This window comes from Streptomyces atratus (assembly GCF_014648655.1).
Taxonomy (GTDB): Bacteria; Actinomycetota; Actinomycetes; order Streptomycetales; family Streptomycetaceae; genus Streptomyces; species Streptomyces atratus.
In genome coordinates this window covers 259,897-275,531 of the sequence record NZ_BMRN01000001.1, presented here as the reverse complement: position 1 = coordinate 275,531, position 15,635 = coordinate 259,897, and the positions used below count along the sequence as shown (strand labels likewise).

Annotated in this window: 19 protein-coding genes; 11 read left to right on the top strand and 8 right to left on the bottom strand. The window is 68.1% G+C overall.

Annotated elements, in window-relative coordinates; genetic code table 11:
• Positions 1 to 35: 35 nt before the first annotated feature.
• Entirely contained in the window at positions 36 to 647 is a 612-nt protein-coding gene (locus IEZ15_RS01140; RefSeq protein WP_189273474.1) for a TetR/AcrR family transcriptional regulator, read from the bottom strand.
• A gap of 102 nt (positions 648 to 749) precedes the next feature.
• Between IEZ15_RS01140 and IEZ15_RS01135 the strand changes: the two genes are divergently transcribed.
• Positions 750 to 2,222: an MFS transporter gene (locus tag IEZ15_RS01135; protein ID WP_189273472.1), complete on the top strand. Its 1,473-nt coding sequence runs from the start codon at positions 750 to 752 to the stop codon at positions 2,220 to 2,222.
• A 69-nt stretch (positions 2,223 to 2,291) separates the two neighbouring features.
• Here IEZ15_RS01135 and IEZ15_RS01130 read toward each other — a convergent pair whose 3' ends face one another.
• Positions 2,292 to 2,771, bottom strand: coding sequence for a VOC family protein (locus IEZ15_RS01130; protein WP_189273471.1), 480 nt, complete (start codon positions 2,769 to 2,771; stop codon positions 2,292 to 2,294).
• Positions 2,772 to 3,722: 951 nt separating this feature from the next.
• Here IEZ15_RS01130 and IEZ15_RS01125 point away from each other — a divergent pair.
• The 4 genes from IEZ15_RS01125 to IEZ15_RS01110 all read left to right on the top strand — a co-directional run bounded on the left by IEZ15_RS01125 (position 3,723) and on the right by IEZ15_RS01110 (position 6,247).
• A complete protein-coding gene (locus tag IEZ15_RS01125; RefSeq protein ID WP_189273469.1) occupies positions 3,723 to 3,956 on the top strand; it encodes a helix-turn-helix domain-containing protein in 234 nt (77 codons plus the stop codon).
• Between the two features lie 109 nt (positions 3,957 to 4,065).
• Positions 4,066 to 5,319: an NsdA family TPR-like regulatory protein gene (locus IEZ15_RS47775; RefSeq protein ID WP_506353033.1), complete on the top strand. Its 1,254-nt coding sequence runs from the start codon at positions 4,066 to 4,068 to the stop codon at positions 5,317 to 5,319.
• A complete protein-coding gene (locus IEZ15_RS01115; RefSeq protein WP_506353031.1) occupies positions 5,210 to 5,680 on the top strand; it encodes an RICIN domain-containing protein in 471 nt (156 codons plus the stop codon). Before IEZ15_RS47775 ends, IEZ15_RS01115 begins: the two co-directional genes overlap by 110 nt.
• A gap of 267 nt (positions 5,681 to 5,947) precedes the next feature.
• A complete protein-coding gene (locus IEZ15_RS01110; protein WP_189273465.1) occupies positions 5,948 to 6,247 on the top strand; it encodes a hypothetical protein in 300 nt (99 codons plus the stop codon).
• Between the two features lie 181 nt (positions 6,248 to 6,428).
• Here IEZ15_RS01110 and IEZ15_RS01105 read toward each other — a convergent pair whose 3' ends face one another.
• The gene (locus IEZ15_RS01105) at positions 6,429 to 6,617 is read right to left on the bottom strand and encodes a hypothetical protein (RefSeq protein WP_189273463.1); all 189 of its coding nucleotides are present in this window, start codon (positions 6,615 to 6,617) and stop codon (positions 6,429 to 6,431) included.
• A 207-nt stretch (positions 6,618 to 6,824) separates the two neighbouring features.
• Here IEZ15_RS01105 and IEZ15_RS01100 point away from each other — a divergent pair, with 207 nt between their 5' ends.
• Positions 6,825 to 7,130: a hypothetical protein gene (locus IEZ15_RS01100; RefSeq protein WP_194535958.1), complete on the top strand. Its 306-nt coding sequence runs from the start codon at positions 6,825 to 6,827 to the stop codon at positions 7,128 to 7,130.
• A gap of 35 nt (positions 7,131 to 7,165) precedes the next feature.
• Here the strand turns inward: IEZ15_RS01100 and sodN are convergent, their stop codons facing one another.
• Positions 7,166 to 7,561: a superoxide dismutase, Ni gene (gene sodN, locus IEZ15_RS01095; RefSeq protein ID WP_093899557.1), complete on the bottom strand. Its 396-nt coding sequence runs from the start codon at positions 7,559 to 7,561 to the stop codon at positions 7,166 to 7,168.
• 180 nt (positions 7,562 to 7,741) lie between these two features.
• On the opposite strand from sodN, the gene sodX reads away from it, so the two are divergent.
• Positions 7,742 to 8,200, top strand: a complete 459-nt coding sequence (gene sodX / locus IEZ15_RS01090) for a nickel-type superoxide dismutase maturation protease (protein WP_189273929.1) — start codon at positions 7,742 to 7,744, stop codon at positions 8,198 to 8,200.
• Here the strand turns inward: sodX and IEZ15_RS01085 are convergent.
• Positions 8,104 to 8,733 carry a CGNR zinc finger domain-containing protein gene (locus IEZ15_RS01085; RefSeq protein WP_114246589.1) on the bottom strand — a complete coding sequence of 210 codons (630 nt, stop codon included), beginning with the start codon at positions 8,731 to 8,733 and terminating at the stop codon, positions 8,104 to 8,106. The genes sodX and IEZ15_RS01085 overlap by 97 nt on opposite strands.
• A gap of 90 nt (positions 8,734 to 8,823) precedes the next feature.
• On the opposite strand from IEZ15_RS01085, the gene IEZ15_RS01080 reads away from it, so the two are divergent.
• The 3 genes from IEZ15_RS01080 to IEZ15_RS01070 all read left to right on the top strand — a co-directional run bounded on the left by IEZ15_RS01080 (position 8,824) and on the right by IEZ15_RS01070 (position 10,985).
• Positions 8,824 to 9,585 (top strand): class I SAM-dependent methyltransferase, encoded by a 762-nt coding sequence (locus IEZ15_RS01080; protein WP_229845676.1) that lies wholly within the window; start codon positions 8,824 to 8,826, stop codon positions 9,583 to 9,585.
• Between the two features lie 147 nt (positions 9,586 to 9,732).
• Positions 9,733 to 10,221, top strand: coding sequence for a SigE family RNA polymerase sigma factor (locus IEZ15_RS01075; protein WP_189273457.1), 489 nt, complete (start codon positions 9,733 to 9,735; stop codon positions 10,219 to 10,221).
• On the top strand, positions 10,218 to 10,985 hold the full coding sequence (locus IEZ15_RS01070) for a hypothetical protein (RefSeq protein ID WP_189273454.1): 768 nt from the start codon (positions 10,218 to 10,220) through the stop codon (positions 10,983 to 10,985). Before IEZ15_RS01075 ends, IEZ15_RS01070 begins: the two co-directional genes overlap by 4 nt.
• A gap of 87 nt (positions 10,986 to 11,072) precedes the next feature.
• On the opposite strand, the gene IEZ15_RS01065 is transcribed toward IEZ15_RS01070, so the two are convergent.
• Genes IEZ15_RS01065 through IEZ15_RS01055 form a run of 3 tightly spaced genes read right to left on the bottom strand, consistent with a single transcriptional unit; the run spans position 11,073 to position 13,759 of the window.
• Positions 11,073 to 11,840, bottom strand: coding sequence for an amino acid ABC transporter ATP-binding protein (locus IEZ15_RS01065; RefSeq protein WP_114246593.1), 768 nt, complete (start codon positions 11,838 to 11,840; stop codon positions 11,073 to 11,075).
• Positions 11,837 to 12,775 carry an amino acid ABC transporter permease gene (locus IEZ15_RS01060; RefSeq protein WP_189273452.1) on the bottom strand — a complete coding sequence of 313 codons (939 nt, stop codon included), beginning with the start codon at positions 12,773 to 12,775 and terminating at the stop codon, positions 11,837 to 11,839. Before IEZ15_RS01060 ends, IEZ15_RS01065 begins: the two co-directional genes overlap by 4 nt.
• A gap of 27 nt (positions 12,776 to 12,802) precedes the next feature.
• Positions 12,803 to 13,759, bottom strand: coding sequence for an ABC transporter substrate-binding protein (locus IEZ15_RS01055; RefSeq protein WP_114246595.1), 957 nt, complete (start codon positions 13,757 to 13,759; stop codon positions 12,803 to 12,805).
• Positions 13,760 to 14,282: 523 nt separating this feature from the next.
• Here IEZ15_RS01055 and IEZ15_RS01050 point away from each other — a divergent pair.
• Positions 14,283 to 15,494 carry an NAD(P)-dependent malic enzyme gene (locus IEZ15_RS01050; protein WP_114246596.1) on the top strand — a complete coding sequence of 404 codons (1,212 nt, stop codon included), beginning with the start codon at positions 14,283 to 14,285 and terminating at the stop codon, positions 15,492 to 15,494.
• The last annotated feature ends 141 nt before the right edge of the window (positions 15,495 to 15,635 follow it).

Below are 15,635 nucleotides of genomic sequence, written 5' to 3'. Positions count from 1 at the left end.
GCGAAGAGCGCGGGACGGGGACGGCTGACCACCCCTCACCGCACATACGCGCCCGCCCGCGCCGCCGCGGCCGCGGCTGCGGCGGCACGGTCCGCCGCCGCCTCGTCGAGCGGGTCGCCGCTCGCCAGCAGCCGGTAGTAGAGGGGGGCCGATACGGCGCGGATCACCTCGTCCGCGTCCGTGCCCGCGGGCAGTTCCCCGCGTTCGACGGCCTCGGTGACGCAGCCGGACCACTCCTTGATGCGGATCGCGTAGAAGCGGTGCAGGGCCTCGGCCGTGCGCGGGTCGCAGGTCGCAGCGGCGATCACGGACTTGAAGAGGGCGCCCTGCCGCGGATCGGTGAGGGTGGTGACCACCAGCCGGGCATTGGCCCGGAGGTCCTCGGTCAGGGAACCCGTGTCCGTACGGGGTGAGGACTGCTCGGCCATGTCGTCGAGCAGGTCGGCGATCAGGCCGGTGGGGGTGGACCAGCGCCGGTAGACGGTCGTCTTGCCGACTTCCGCGCGACGCGCGACATCGGCGAGGTCCAGGCGGTCGAAGCCGTGCTCGGCCAGGGCGTCGCCCGCGGCCCGCAGGACCGATTCACGGACCCGGGCGGTACGGCCACCGGGCCGGACGGTGCCGGGCTCCACACCCTCAGAAGTCATAACGGGTCTCCAGTTCCATTAGTAAAGCTTCCTCTGTTACGGTGGCTCCCGAATTAACGGAACCATAGTCCCATTAAAACCTCTCTCTGAGGAAGGGCAGTCATGTCCGCACCCAGCCGGGCCCAGTCTCCCGACATCACCGACGCCACTCCCGCCGTGCCGTCCCCGGAAATCCGCATGACCGGACGGCAGAAACTGGTCCTCGCTCTTCTCCTCGGCGCACAGTTCATGATCGCCGTGGACTTCTCGATCCTGAACGTCGCACTGCCGGTCGTCGGCGAGGGCCTCGGCTTCTCCCTCTCCCACCTGCAGTGGATCGCCACCGCGTTCGCGCTCGCCGCCGCCGGTTTCACGCTGCTGTTCGGCCGCGTAGCCGATCTCGTGGGCCGCAAACGGCTGTTCCTTGGCGGCATGGTCGTCCTCGGTCTCTCCTCCGCCCTGGGTGGTCTCGCCACCTCGCCCGAAGTTCTGCTCACCGCACGGGTGTTGCAGGGTCTCGCCACGGCGGCGGTCACCCCGGCCGGACTCGCGCTGCTGACCACGGCCTTCAAGGAAGGCCCGCTGCGGGAACGCGCGCTGGGCCTCAATGGCGCGCTGATGTCCACCGGATTCACCGCCGGAGCCATCCTCGGCGGCCTGCTCACCGATCTGCTCTCCTGGCGCTGGGCCTTCTTCGTCAACGTGCCCGTGGCCGCCCTGGTGGTCTTCCTCGCCCCGGCCGTCATCACCGACTCGCGTCCCGCACGACGCCCCCGGCTCGATGTTCCCGGAGCCGTGACCGTCACCGGCGGACTGCTTCTGCTCGTCTACGGGCTGACCCAGGCCGGTGAGTCCGGCTGGACCACGCCCACCACCCTGGTCGCACTTCTCGCAGGTCTCGCGCTCCTCCTCGGCTTCTGGTCCATCGAGAAGAGGGCCACCTCGCCCCTGGTCCCCGTACGCATCCTGAAGCGGCGCAGCGTCATCTGGGGCAATACCGTCGGCCTGATCGCCTTCGTCACCGAGACCTCACTGGTCTTCCTGCTCACCCTCTATCTGCAGGAGGTCCTGGGCTACTCACCGCTCGCCACCGGTCTCGCCTTCGGCGTCCTGGGCATCGGCACCGTGATCGGCGGTGCGTTCGGCGGCCGTGCGGTCGGCCGGTACGGCAGCCGCATGACCATCGTCACCGGCGGCGTCATCCAGGCCGTCGCCACGCTCTGTCTGGTGGCGCTCGGGACGTCGGGGGCCTGGATCTGGCTTCTGCTGGTGGCCACCTTCATCGGCGGCATCGGCAACATGCTGGTGATCGTCGGCTTCATGGTCACCGCGACCTCCGGTCTCCCCGACGAGGAACAGGGCCTGGCCACCGGCCTCGCCACCATGACCCAGCAGGTCGGCATCACCATGGGCATCCCGGTGATGAGCGCCGTCGTCACCGCCCGGATGTCCGCCCTCGGTGACACCGGACCCGAGGGTGTCCTGTCGGGAGTCTCGGTCGCGATCCTGGTCGACTCGGCACTGGTCCTGGCCGGCGCCCTGCTCGCCGGCGCCTTCCTCGGTCCGCGTCCAGCAGGTGGTGGCGCGCGTCGGTGAGCAACGGCCCGCCCGTCGATGACGCGGAGATGCCGGACGGATCGACCCCCGTCCGGCATCTGTGCCCTGTCAGCCCTCGTCGTGCACTGTCCGCAACGCGGCGATGTCCAGCTTCTTCATGGTCATCATCGCAGCGGTGGTCCGCGCGGCCTTCTCGGCGTCCTGGTCGCCGATCAGATCGATGAGCGCCTCGGGGACGACCTGCCAGGAGACGCCGTATCTGTCCTTCAGCCAGCCGCAGGGCCCCTCTTCGCCCCCGTCGGTGAGGCTGCTCCAGTAGTAGTCCACCTCGTTCTGGTCCGAGCAGTGGATCTGGAACGAGATGGATTCGTTGAAGGTGAACTGCGGCCCGCCGTTCAGCCCCACGAACTTCTGGCCGTTGATCTCGAACTCGACCGCCATCGCCGATCCGGCGGGCCCGGGCCCTGCTTCGGTGTAGCGGCCGATCCTGCCGAGGCGGGAGTTCTTGAAGACCGAGAGGTAGTACTCCGCCGCCTCTTCGGCCTGCCCGTCGAACCACAGACATGTGGTGAAGCCCTCGGTGGTCATCGCTGTCTCCTGTCGTGAGCGCCTGTCCAGTCGTGTGCGGATGTCCACCCATACCGACTGATCCCGCCCCGGAAACTCATCGGTCGCACATGGGGGATCGGTGGTGCCCCGGCCCACAGCGGACAGTCGCGGCTCAGCTGGTGTCCGGTCCGGGCCGGGACCATTCCCGTCCGCCAGGTATGAAGAGGGGTATCGGCGCCGTTCGGCTCCACACGGCCCCGGACTGGACGAGCGCCCGTAAAGTCACGGCGATGGTGGAGATCACGCCGGGCGGGCGCGACCGCCCCGCCGGACAAACGGCTTGCTCCTGCCGGGTGTTGATCTTACGCTCCCCGGAACGGGACTGCGCAGGCCCGCAGGTTGCGGAGCCGTGGCGGAGCGGCCCATTGCGATCGGCGTGCGGGAGGTCCCCCTCATGCCGGCTGAGGGGGTTCGGGCGGACCTGCCCTCCCCGTCCGCGGGTTCGAATCCCGCCGGCGCCGCAGCCGACCGGCTCACCGCATCTCCCGTACGTCTCCAGGGCGTTCCGGGCACGCAGAAGGGCCCGACCGTCGAAGCGGTCGGGCCCTTCCGGCTGTCCGTCCGGCCCGCGGCGGAGCCGCGGTCGCCGGGGTGGGGCGGGGCGATCAAGCCTTCTTGGTCTCCCAGAAGATCTTGTCGATCCGGCGGGACGCTAGTCGGGTGTGGTGCCGACCTGCGAATATGGCGCTGACCTGCGGTTACCTGCTCTGCCTATCTCGCAGCATCTAGCAGTATCTCGCAGACCAATGCAACGACTCCTCTTGATCATCTCCCAATTTCTCTCCCACGTCTCCCAGCCCGCCCCGTGCATGGGAAAAGCCGCCCGCTCGCCGGGGGTGCTCGGCGAACGGACGGCCGTCGTGGATCGTGATCACAAAAAGCGACACATGAGTCGCTGACGCGAGATCACGCAGGTCACAGTTTTGTCGCGTGCCCCGAGACGAACCCGACCTGAACTCCGAACAGCTCCGACGGTTCGGGGACCGCGTACGGGACCTCCGCATACAGGCCAACCTCACGCAGGAGGCTTTCGCGGAGATGACCAATATCAACCGGCGCACACTCCAGCGCATCGAACGGGGCACCAGCGATCCGTCTTGCAGTGCGCTCGTTCGTATCGCTGCCGCACTTCACATATCGCTCGCCGACCTCGTACGCGAGTGAGCCCCGGCCGGCCGACGGGGGGGGGCGGCCGGCCGGGGCGGTCTTGAGTGCGTGGCTACTAGTGGTTGTCGTCGCGTCCTGTGGGCAGGGTCGTGTGGCCCTCGCTCCAATGGTTCACCCAGCCACACAGCGGGCACGAATAGCGGCCGTCGATGCCGTGCACCTCTTTGCCGCAGCGTCGACAGTTCGTGCGGGTGATCTCACCGCTCGGGGATCGGTCGCGCCGCAGCACGTTGACCCCGCCCTGATCGACTACTTCCAGCAGCAGCTGGAGGGCCACTACCGGGCCGACATGTTCCTCGGCCCACACGACCTGATCGGCACCGTGTCCGCGCAGTACCAGCTCATCGACAAACTGGTCCGCTCCGCGAAGGGCGAGACCCGCCGCGGTCTCCTGCGGGTCGGTGCGGCCTACGCGGCGCTCGTCGGGTGGCTGTACCAGGACGCCGGAGACATGGACGGCGCAGCCTTCTGGCGCGGCGTCACCCAAGAGATCGCGATGCGGTCCCGTGACCCGCACCTCATCGGGTACTCGCTCGTCAACCAGGCCCAGGTCAGGACAGATCTCGGCGACGGACACGCAGTTGTCGGCCTCTGCGAAGCCGCACTCGATGACGCCGACCAGCTCGTTCCGAAAGTCAGGATCATGGCCATGCAGCAGCAGGCCCATGGCGCCAGCCTCACCGGTGACCGCGACCTCGTCGACCACCTCATCGACCGGGCCGACGTACTGCTTCCCCGCGTAGACGACGATCTGCCCTGGGGTAACGCCTGCCGCCGGACCCCCGGGTACCTCGAAGTTCAGCGGGCCACCTGCTACGGGCGACTCGGTCTCGGCGCGGAGGCCGGCGCCCTGTGGTCGCAGGTCCTCGCCATCGTTCCGGAGACTGCCCGCCGCGACCGCGGCGTGTACATGGCTCGGCAGGCGACAGCTGCGGCGGCTGCGCGGGAGCCGGATCAGGCGGTGGAGATCGCCCCGGCACCCCGCCACAGACGACGACGGCTGACCCCAGACGCACGAAACCGCCCCTGCCCGGCCGGCCGTAGCCGGAACAGGGGGCGTGGTGGTGACGGTTGGCCGCCTGGTCGGGGGAGTCGAGTCACTCCATCGTTGCGGTGCGTTGGCGATGGACCCATGAGTCGGTGCAGTACGTTACGTAACGCTGCGTATTCAATCGGATGCGAAGCGCGATCTAACCAAAGTGGAGGAGTCCTTCATGCGCATTCGATCTGCCTGCGCCGTGATCGCCGTAGTGCTGAGTGCGACCGCACTCGCGGTGGGCACCGCCGACGCGACCGGGCCGTTGAGCGGCACCAAGGTCCGCAACTGGCAGACCGGCTTCGTCCTCGGTGTCGCCGGTAACTCGACGGTCGGCGGCGCCGAGGTCCAGTACCAGGTCGACACCGACGACCTGGCCCAGAAGTGGGCCATCGATCCGGTCACCAGCAGCACCTTCCTGCTGCGCAATCTCAACAGTGACATGTGTGTCACCGCTGTGGGCGGAGGCAACACCGAAGCCCTTCAGCAGCGTCCGTGTGACCCCCGCTGGGACGAGCAGATCTTCAGCATGCAGGCATCCACCAAGGTCAACCGGTATCAGCTCAAGAACCAGGCCCACAACCTGTGCTTGAACCCCGGCTCTACTGGCGCCCCCATCTATGCCCGAGTTACCGCCTGCAGCACCGTCAACTACCACAACACCCACTCGTTCGACGTCCGCTGACCTCTTCAGGGCGGCCGGGCCCACCGGTACGAAGCAGCATGACGAAAGCCCCCTGCCCGACCGAAGCCGGGCAGGGGGCGGTGGTTCATGAGCGGCGGCGGTCCGCCGGACGGACACGGCGTGGGCCGTAGGCGTCCGAGTTGGGTATCGCACCTTTGCGCCACAATGTCGATTACCGTCCGTTTCGCCGAGAGTTGTTGCTCGGTTACTATGCGTACTGAAACGCTCTGGCCTGGTCGGCAATGTGTCGACCAGTGAGGAGATGACATGCCCGAGACCACGCCCAACTCAAAGGGTCCGGCCAAGGTTCAGTTGCCGACCGAAGCAACCGAACCCGTGCTCATCCCGGCATCCGAGGTCAAGCCCGAAGACATTGCCACGCTGTCGGTCGAGTACCGGGACGGTCAGCCGGTGCTGATCGCCAACGGCGGGAAGCACATCCCGGCGGGGCTCACGGTTATGGACGGGGCGGGGAACGCTGTAGCGGCATACGCGGCCGAAGCTCTTCAGTCCCGCCGCCGCGAGCACAACGAGGAAGTGATCTACATTGCCTGGAGCTACAGGTAAGGGCGAGCCAGGCCTAGCTAGAACGGCGGGGCCTGAGCACGGGTCGCCCTCGATGCGCCCCGGGATCCGACGAACGCCTGGAGGAACGCGGCCAGCACCCGCTCGGTGAGGTCGCGGGCGTAGGTCTTCTCGACTACAGGACGGTGTCCACCTGCGGCGGCAAAGTAAGACCGGGCATGGGTCAGTTCTCCTTCTTCAGAGCGGCGACGGCCGCATTGAGCTTGCGGACTTTGTCGAGGATGTGGGCGAGGTAGTAGTCGGCGCCGTGCTCGGCGCGGCCGGACGGGGTGCCCTTGCTGCGCGCCGGCCAAAAGTTGAAGCTGGCGAAGGGGTTCACGCTGCTGCCGCCGAAGTACAGCTCGTACCGCACGCTGATCCTGCCGCCGTTCCTCGGTGAGCTGCTGTCCGAGCTGCTCGCGGCGAATGCCCACGAGGTCCTCGTGTTCCCGTCCCAGCGAGGCAAGCCGCTCAGGGTTGACGATCAGTTCTACGGCCGGTTCTGGCACCCGAGCGTCGAAGGGCAGGAAGAGGAGCCCTCCAGGAAGGGGCGCCGCGCTCAAGCCGCGGGCTGCCGGCCGTGGGAGGCATTGCGGAGATGGTGCCGCACGGTCTGCGTCATGGACACAAGGTGTGGCTGGACGAGCAGGGGCATCCGCGGGTTGCGGTCGAGGAGCGGATGGGCCACAAGCTGCAGGGTGTTGAGGGGACGTACTCGCATACGTCGCCGGAACTCGGCATCGCTCGGGGCCTGCAGGAGGCGTGGGAGAAGTCGTTGGCCGACAGGGTGGATGAGGCGGCAGGGTGGCGGGCTCCCAAACGATCTACGAAAGGCGGAAAGGCCCGACCGCTCGAAGCGGTCGGGCCTTTCGAATTCCTGCTCTGACCTGCGGTCCAACCTGGGGCTGAACGGCGGGCCGATCAAGCCTTTTTGGTCTCCCAGAAGATCTTGTCGATCTGGGCGATGTAGTCCAGCGCCTTCTGGCCCGTCGCCGGGTCCGTGGAGGCCTTCGCGGCCGACAGCGCCTTCAGGGCGTCGTTGACCAGCTGGTGCAGCTCCGGGTACTTCTCGAAGTGCGGGGGCTTGAAGTAGTCGCTCCACAGGACCGAGACGTGGTGCTTGGCGAGCTCGGCGCGCTGCTCCTTGATGACCACCGCGCGGGCCCGGAAGTGCGGGTCCTCGTTGGCCTGGTACTTCTCCTGGACGGCCTTGACGGACTCCGCCTCGATGCGGGCCTGGGCCGGGTCGTACACGCCGCAGGGCAGGTCGCAGTGGGCGCTGACCTTCACCTTGGGGGCAAACAGGCGGGAAAGCATTGAGCTGTCCTTCCTCGTGATCGTCTTCTCAGGTGGGACATTACTCCGTGAGAGACGGGATTCAGTGGGTGCCCCCATGGGCTTAGGCCAAAAGTCCAGGGTGAGGATGGGCCCAGTGGCCGAATGTACGGAACGCTGTACGGGACGGTGTACTGGATGGACCGGGGAGGTGCCGGAGAGATGCGGGAGGTGCCGGAGTTGCCTGAGCCGGCGCAGGAGCAGCCCGGGCGGGGGCCGGCTGCGCGTGTGCCGTTCCAGGTGGTGGAGGTGACGGGGCCGTCGATGGTGCCCACGCTCCATCACGGGGACTGGCTGCTCGTGCAGTACGGGGCGACGGTGCGCCCCGGGGACGTGGTGATTCTGCGCCATCCGTTCCAGCAGGATCTGCTGATCGTCAAGCGGGCCGCCGAGCGCCGCCGGGGTGGCTGGTGGGTGCTGGCCGACAACACCTTCGCGGGCGGTGACAGCACGGATTACGGGACGGTGCCCGAGGAGCTCGTGCTGGCCAGGGTCCGGGCGCGCTACCGGCCGCTGAAGAAGGATCAGCGGTCGCTGTGGGGTGTGGTGACCTGGGCGGTCTCCGCGCTGCGGCCGGTGGCGGCGGCCCGTTCCGTCTCCAGGCGCTTGCGGGCCCGGTAGGCGGCCACGTTGGCGCGGGTCGCGCAGCGGTCCGAGCAGTAGCGGCGGGAGCGGTTGGTCGAGGTGTCGAGGTAGGCGTTGCGGCACGGCGCCGCCTCGCACAGACCGAGCCGGCCCACATCGTACGAGGTGAGATGGAAGGCGAGGCCCATCGCCGCGATGGCGGCGTACCCGGCCGTCGCGTTCGACGGGTGGTCGGCCAGGTGCATGTGCCAGTCCGGCTTGCCGTCCTCGTCGCGGAGATCGTGCCCGGAGATCTGCGGGCTGACCGGGAACTCCAGCAGCAGCGAGTTGAGCAGGTCGACGGCGAGTGTCTCGTCACCGCCGTCGGCCGCTTCGAAGACCGCGCGCAGCCGTGCCCGTACGGACCGGAAGCGGGTCACATCCGCGTCGGTCGCCCGCCGGGCCGCCTGTTGGTTGACGCCGAACAGCTCGCGGACCGCCTCGACGGAGGTGAGGGAGTCCTTGTTGCGGGCCGGCTCCTCGGTGTTGACCAGGCGCACGGCATAGTCCGAGTAATAGGCCAGTTCCACTTGTAGTCCTTACGGCGTCGGTCTAAAGTCGATGCAGCGAACGATGTAATGGGCTTTTACGGGTCCAGGGTATTACATGGGAGGTTCCTCGTGGCGGAGACAACGACAGGTACTGACTGGACGGCCTGGCAGGCGAGCTGGGACCGGCAGCAGGAGTGGTACATGCCCGACCGCGAGGAACGGTTCCGGGTGATGCTGGACATGGTCGAGGCCATTGTGGGGCCCCGGCCGAGAGTGCTCGACCTCGCATGCGGTACGGGAAGTATTACGGACCGGCTGCTCAAGCGGTTCCCCGAGGCCACCAGCACGGGCGTCGACCTCGACCCGGCGCTCCTGGCCATCGCCCGCGGCTACTTCGACGGCGACGAGCGCGTCAGCTTCGTCACCGCCGACCTCAAGGACCCGGACTGGGCAGGGCAGTTGCCGTACGACTCGTACGACGCCGTTCTCACCGCCACCGCCCTGCACTGGCTGCACACCGAACCGCTGACCGCGCTCTACCGGCGGATCGGCGGACTCGTCAGGGAGGGTGGGGTGTTCATGAACGCCGACCACATGATCGACACCGAGACCCCCCGTATCAACGCGGCCGAACGCGCCCACCGCCACGCAACCATGGACCGCGCCAAGGCCGAGGGCGCTCTCGACTGGGCGGACTGGTGGGCCCTCGCCGCCAAGGACCCGGTCCTCGCCGGACCGACCGCGGAGCGGTACAAGATCTACGGCGAGCACGCGGACGGCGACATGCCGTCCGTGCGGTGGCACGCCGACACCCTGCGCGAGGCGGGGTTCGGCGAGGCACGGGCCGTCTGGGCGTCGCCGTCGGACACCCTGGTGCTCGCGGTGAAGTAGCGGCAGCATGCACAGAATCGGGCGGTACGGGCAGCGGCCCGTACCGCCTCTTCTATTTTCTGTCCTCTGCTGCAACCCGCTGTGCGTCCCACCGCACTGGAAGGGTGAGACGGTCCGCACCCGCGGGCCCGGAGAGGGGCGCCGACGATGCGGATCGATGACGATGCCGCGCTGCACGCCTTCGTCGAGGGCAGACGTACCGCGCTGTTCCGCAGCGCGTACCTGCTGTGCGGCGACCGGCACGAGGCCGAGGACCTGGTCCAGGCGACGCTGGTCAAAGTGGTGCTCGGCGGACGGCGGCACGGGCGGCTCGACAACATCGAGGCGTACGCACGCAAGACCCTGGTCAACACCTACATCGCGGCCCGCCGCCGGTTCTGGCGGAGCGAACAGTCGTACGGCGAACTGCCCGACCGCGCGGGCCATGCGCCCGACACGGACACCGGCCTCGCGGTGCGGGCGGCCCTCGCCCGGCTCACGGCCAAGCAGCGAGCCGTACTGGTGCTGCGCTACTGGGAGGACCTGAGCGTCGAGGCCACGGCCGAACTGCTCGGGATGCGGGAGAACACGGTCAAGAGCCATGCGGCTCGGGGGTTGGCGGCGCTGCGCGCCGAGATGGCAGAGGAATTCGTATGAACGACGTGCATGAGCTGCTGGGGCGGGTCGCCGCGGACGCGGGACAGCCGGTCATCTCCACCCAGGCGGTGTACGCCGGAGCCGCCCGGGTGCGACTGCGGCGCCGGGTCACCGTATCGGCGGCCGCACTCGCCGTGGTCGCCGCCGGAGTGGTCGCGGTACCGGGCCTCGCCTCGGGGACGAAGCCGAAGGAGTCGTCGGTCGCCGCCCCGGCCGAGCTCGCGGAAAACACCGGCAGGGCCGAGCAGTTGGTCAAGTTGCTGCCCAAGGACGTGGGGAGCGTCGAACAGGTCTCGCTGGCCGTCGTCATCAAGAACGCCACCCCCGAGCAGGCCAAGGAAGACCCGGTGGGACCGCTGGACGGGCAGTACGCCGTCCGCAGGGACGGCGGCGTCGGCTATCTCACCGTCGACCTCAGGGATGCCGAGTCCGTCGTGAAGAAGTTCGGCGGACTCGATCCGGCCGCGGACCTGTGCAAGCCCACCAACGGGGAGCATCGTCCGGCGGACTGCGTACGGGAAGAGCTCCCGGACGGTCGGGTGCTGACCACCTGGAGCGACCCGATGAAGTACGGGGGCACACCCCTGTGGGGGCCCGAGCTCGTCGGCCGGCTCGTCCTGAAGGACGGCGGGCTGCTGGCCGTCCGCAGCAGCACCGGTCTCGTGAGCGAGCAGGCACAGGGCCCGCTCCTCAAGACCCCGCCACTCACCCGCGCCCAGATGCGGACCCTGATGCTCAGCCCCGAACTGCTGCCGAAGAAGTAGGGAGCAGACGGACGGAACAGGAGCAGGGATACGAAGAGGAGGGCGGTACGGGCCTGGACCGGTCCGTACCGCCCTCCTCGCGCGCTCCTAGAGCACCTTCGACAGGAACGACTTCGTCCGGTCGTGCTGCGGGTTGGTCAGTACGTCGCGCGGGTGGCCCGACTCGACCACCACGCCGTCGTCCATGAAGACCAGCGCATCGCCGACCTCACGGGCGAAGCCCATCTCATGGGTCACGACGATCATCGTCATGCCGTCCTCCGCGAGACCGCGCATGACGTCCAGGACATCGCCCACCAGCTCCGGGTCGAGCGCCGACGTCGGCTCGTCGAAGAGCATCAGCTTCGGCTCCATCGCCAGGGCGCGGGCGATGGCCACCCGCTGCTGCTGGCCGCCGGAGAGCTGGGAGGGGTAGTTCTTGGCCTTGCCGGCCAGGCCCACCCGGTCCAGCAGCCGCTCCGCCCGGGCCCTGGCCACTGCCTTCGCCTCGCCCTTGACCTGGACCGGAGCCTCCATGACGTTCTCGATCGCCGTCATATGAGGGAAGAGGTTGAAGCGCTGGAAGACCATGCCGATGTCCCGGCGCTTCAGAGCGACTTCGCCGGCCTTGAGCTCGTAGAGCTTGTCGCCCTTCTGGCGGTAGCCCACCAGCTCGCCGTCGACGTACAGCCGGCCGGCGTTGATCTGTTCCAGGTGGTTGATGCACCGCAGGAAGGTCGACTTGCCGGAACCGGACGGGCCGATCAGACAGAAGACCTCGCGCGGGGCGACCTCCAGGTCGATGCCCTTGAGGATGTGCGCGGCACCGAAGGACTTGTGGACGCCCTGGGCCTTCACCATCGGGTGCGTGTTCATCGGGCCACCTCCGAACGACGGAACAGGTTCAGGTTGGCCCGCAGGCGCTGCAGCGGAGTGGGCGGCAGGGCCCGCAGCGACCCTCGGGCGTAGCGGCGCTCCAGGTAGTACTGGCCGACGCTGAACACACTCGTCAGGGCCAGGTACCAGATCGAGGCGACGAACAGCATCTCCATCACCGCGAACGAGGTGGCCGCGATGTCCTGGGCGCTGCGCAGCAGATCCTGGTACTGGACGGCGACGACCAGCGACGACGTCTTGAGCATGTTGATGAATTCGTTGCCCGTCGGCGGGATGATCACCCGCATCGACTGCGGCAGCACCACACGCCGCATGGTCTTCGCCTGGGTCATGCCCAGCGCGTGGGATGCCTCGGTCTGGCCCTCGTCCACCGACTGGATGCCGGACCGGACGATCTCCGCCATGTACGCGCCCTCATTGAGGCCGAGGCCCAGCAGGGCGGCCAGGAACGGAGTCATGACATCGGTCATCTCGTCCCGGTAGAACCCGATGTCGAGGATCGGGAAGATCAGGGCGAGGTTGAACCAGATGAGCAGCTGCACATAGACCGGGGTGCCCCGGAAGAACCAGATGTACAGCCAGGCGATCGTGCTGGTCACCGGGTTCTTGGACAAGCGCATCACGGCGAACAGCACGCCGAGCACCAGGCCCAGGGCCATGGAGGCCACGCTGATGTAGACCGTGTTCCGGAGGCCGGTCAAAATGCTGGCGTCGAACAGCTTGTCCGGCACGGTCGCCCAGCGCACGTTGCCCTGCGAGAAGGCGTACACAAGCCCGACGAGCAACGCGAGCACGACTACGGCGCTGATCCAGCGCCCGTAGTGGCGTACCGGGATGGCCTTGATGGCCTGGGGCGGGATCCCGTCCGGCGCGGGTATCACCCCGGACGGAATCTTCTTGATCTTGTTGTTCACAACGACTGCCCTTCAGTGGTGCGCGGGTCAGGAGCCGCCGTTGACGACTGCTTTGGTGACCGCACCGTCACCGGCGCCCCACTTGTCGAGAGCGGCCTTGTAGGTGCCGTCGGCAATGATCGCGTCCAGGGCGTCTCGGAGCGCGTCACGCAGCTGCGTGTTCTTCTTGTCGACCGCGATACCGAACGGGCCGGCGTCCCCCTTGTCGGCGATGGCCTCGAAGTCGTTGCCGCCGCCCGCGGACTTGGCGATGTACGCGGCGACCGGGGAGTCGTTCAGGTCGGCGACGGCGCCGCCCGACTTGACCCGGGTCTGGGCCTCGGCGTCGGTCGAGAACGCCTCGATGGAGATCTTCGCCCTGCCGTCCGTCGCGCACTTGGCCGACAGGTTCTTGGCGGCGGTCTCGTACGTCGTACCGCGCTGGACGGCGAGCTTCTTGCCGCACAGGTCGTCGACGGACGTGATGCCTTCCGGGTTGCCCTTCTTCACCAGGATGCCGGTGCTGGCGGTGAAGTAGTCGACGAAGTCGACACCCGTGCCGGTCTTCTTGCCCTTGCTGTCCAGCCCCTCCTGGCGGGCCTTGGTGTCGCTCATGGAGGACATGACCGCGTCGTAGCGGCCGGTGGGCAGTGCACCGAGCAGGGTGTCGAAGGTGCCGGAGGTGAACTCGAACCTCACACCGAGCTGCTTGCCCAGGGCCGCGGCGATGTCCGGGTCGACACCGACGATCTTCTCGCCCTGCTTGATCTCCATCGGGGCGTATGTGGCGTCGGTGCCGACCTTGATGACGCCGGCCTTCTGGATGTCCGTCGGCAGCTTGGCGAAGAGCGGTGCGCTGTTCTCGCTGCCGCCCGCCTTCTTCGGGGTGTCCGAGTTCGTCTGGTCGCCACAGGCGGTCAGCAGCATGGTGCCGGCGACCGCGATGGCGCCGACCGCTGCAATCCGGGACTTCGCGGCCGTACGACGTGTGGTGCTTGCGGTCATGATCGGGTTCCTCCGGCAGGTGAGGGTGGTGGTGCCAGGCGGTATGACATGCGATGTCGGATGTCGCCGCCCTGTGCGATTACGGCATCTTGCCATTCGAATTTGCCCAAACAGGGGGCCAGTCATGTCAAAATCGGGTAACGGGCGATCCCCGAACCTCAAGGGGCCGGTACATCAAGGCCGGACCATCTGTGAGGTTTTCTTCCTGACGCCGGAGGATTTTCGGCGCGTCTCGGCTGGTGCACGTCATTTCCCCAGTTGGCTGACTTGTCCAGATATTCGACTATGAGTCACATCACCGCGTCGATATGGACTCGTCCGTAACGTGGTCCGTCCGGTAAGAAAGACCTTTACACCCCTCATCCGGGGCTCAGGGCGCGTGTGCGGCGCGCCCGCGCGTATGTATCACCCCCTGCCGGGGCGGGCCAACCGCCGGGCGCAGGGAGCGTACGCGGTGCCCGCCCACCCCTCCTCAATCAGGAGTGGCCACCCTCAAACGTTGAAGACTTAAGGGGTCAACACCATGGCAGCGGAGATCGTCAATCCTCGCAGCGACAGCACCACCGACAGCGACACCGAAGAGCCGTTCGATCCGGCCTTCGCGCTTCACCGCGGCGGCAAGATGGCCGTGCAGGCCACCGTTCCCGTCCGCAACAAGGACGACCTGTCCCTCGCGTACACGCCCGGCGTCGCCAAAGTGTGCAGCGCCATCGCCGAGAATCCCGAGCTGGTCCACGACTACACCTGGAAGTCGCAGGTCGTCGCCGTCGTGACGGACGGCACCGCGGTCCTCGGCCTCGGCGACATCGGTCCCGAGGCGTCCCTCCCCGTGATGGAGGGCAAGGCGATTCTGTTCAAGCAGTTCGGCGGCGTCGACGCGGTCCCGATCGCGCTCGCGACCACCGACGCGGACGAGATCGTCGAGACGGTCGTCCGGCTCGCGCCGTCCTTCGGTGGCGTGAACCTGGAGGACATCTCGGCGCCGCGCTGCTTCGAGATCGAGCGCAAGCTGCAGGAGCGGCTCGACATCCCGGTTTTCCACGACGACCAGCACGGCACCGCCGTGGTGACGCTCGCGGCCCTGCGCAACGCCGCGAAGCTGTCCGGCCGGAGCCTCGGCGAGCTGCGCGGCGTCATCTCCGGCGCCGGTGCGGCCGGGGTGGCCATCGCCAAGTTCCTGCTGGAGGCGGGGCTCGGTGATGTCGCCGTGGCCGACCGCAAGGGCATTGTCAGCCGGGACCGCGAGGATCTGACGGACGTCAAGCGCGAGCTGGCCGAGCTCACGAACCGGGCCGGGATCTCCGGTCCGCTGGAGAGCGCGCTGGCCGGCGCGGACGTCTTCATCGGGGTTTCCGGCGGTACGGTGCCCGAGGCGGCCGTCGCCTCGATGGCGCCGGGTGCGTTCGTCTTCGCGATGGCGAATCCGAACCCCGAGGTCCACCCCGACATCGCGCACAAGTACGCGGCCGTCGTGGCGACCGGGCGCTCCGACTACCCGAACCAGATCAACAACGTGCTGGCCTTCCCCGGCATCTTCGCGGGTGCCCTGCAGGTCCGGGCCTCCCGGATCACCGAGGGCATGAAGATCGCTGCGGCGAATGCGCTGGCGGATGTCGTGGGCGACGAGCTCGCGGCGGACTACGTGATTCCGTCGCCGTTCGACGAGCGGGTGGCTCCTGCCGTCACGGCCGCTGTGGCGGCCGCCGCGCGGGCGGAGGGTGTGGCCCGACGCTGAGCCGGTGGGGCGGGGCGGGGCGGGGTACGAGTTCCCGGGTGCGGGGTGCGGGGTGCGGGGTGCGCCTGCGGCGGGCTTGTCCCCCACCCCGCCCCTTCCCGTAACCGAGGGCTCCGCCCCCGGACCCCCGCTCCTCAATCG

Coding starts and splice junctions, on each gene's coding strand:
- IEZ15_RS01140 (WP_189273474.1), bottom strand. CDS start 647: ATGACTTCTGAGGGTGTGGAGCCCGGCACCGTCCGGCCCGGTGGCCGT.
- IEZ15_RS01135 (WP_189273472.1), top strand. CDS start 750: ATGTCCGCACCCAGCCGGGCCCAGTCTCCCGACATCACCGACGCCACT.
- IEZ15_RS01130 (WP_189273471.1), bottom strand. CDS start 2,771: ATGACCACCGAGGGCTTCACCACATGTCTGTGGTTCGACGGGCAGGCC.
- IEZ15_RS47775 (WP_506353033.1), top strand. CDS start 4,066: ATGGTTCACCCAGCCACACAGCGGGCACGAATAGCGGCCGTCGATGCC.
- IEZ15_RS01110 (WP_189273465.1), top strand. CDS start 5,948: ATGCCCGAGACCACGCCCAACTCAAAGGGTCCGGCCAAGGTTCAGTTG.
- sodN (WP_093899557.1), bottom strand. CDS start 7,561: ATGCTTTCCCGCCTGTTTGCCCCCAAGGTGAAGGTCAGCGCCCACTGC.
- sodX (WP_189273929.1), top strand. CDS start 7,742: ATGCGGGAGGTGCCGGAGTTGCCTGAGCCGGCGCAGGAGCAGCCCGGG.
- IEZ15_RS01075 (WP_189273457.1), top strand. CDS start 9,733: ATGCGGATCGATGACGATGCCGCGCTGCACGCCTTCGTCGAGGGCAGA.
- IEZ15_RS01070 (WP_189273454.1), top strand. CDS start 10,218: ATGAACGACGTGCATGAGCTGCTGGGGCGGGTCGCCGCGGACGCGGGA.
- IEZ15_RS01065 (WP_114246593.1), bottom strand. CDS start 11,840: ATGAACACGCACCCGATGGTGAAGGCCCAGGGCGTCCACAAGTCCTTC.
- IEZ15_RS01055 (WP_114246595.1), bottom strand. CDS start 13,759: ATGACCGCAAGCACCACACGTCGTACGGCCGCGAAGTCCCGGATTGCA.
- IEZ15_RS01050 (WP_114246596.1), top strand. CDS start 14,283: ATGGCAGCGGAGATCGTCAATCCTCGCAGCGACAGCACCACCGACAGC.